Here is a 420-nt window from a genome sequence, read left to right as displayed (position 1 = left end):
GCCTTGTTCCTAACTTTGGGCGGTGACACCAACCATCCTACTGAATTGATACAAGCCTTAAAAGATATTTTGACAACTGGTTTAATGAAGTCGGATGCGCTCCTCAAAGATTTCGAGCTAGCTAAAAAAGAAATGTATGGAAGAAGTATTACTAGGATGAATTCTTTGGAAGCTATTGCTAATTCATTTGAAGGTGAAAACTATGGAAATACGACAATTTTTGATGAAGCAATGCTTTATCAAGATATCTCTTTAGACGAAGTAATTAATACTTTCGATACCTTTATGAAAAATGTTGTTATCAGTACGTTTAAAATGGATAGTGAGCAGGCGAAGAAATGAAATTTGCATTAATTTGTGGAGCAAGTGGCAATATCGGAACAGCGATTAGTAAAGATTTGGCTCAAAAGGGATGGTCAC

General features: G+C 35.7%; 1 protein-coding gene. It reads left to right on the top strand.

What is annotated here, in order from left to right; all coding sequences use genetic code 11:
- A partial coding sequence (locus tag C1I98_RS46755) for a hypothetical protein (RefSeq protein ID WP_199537610.1) occupies positions 1 to 342 on the top strand: 342 nt, incomplete at its 5' end.
- Positions 343 to 420: the final 78 nt, after the last annotated feature.

Source organism: Spongiactinospora gelatinilytica, assembly GCF_003236385.1.
GTDB classification, from domain to species: Bacteria; Actinomycetota; Actinomycetes; order Streptosporangiales; family Streptosporangiaceae; genus Spongiactinospora; species Spongiactinospora gelatinilytica.
The sequence above is the reverse complement of the archived record's forward strand: the minus strand, read 5'-3'. Positions and strand labels throughout refer to the sequence as shown.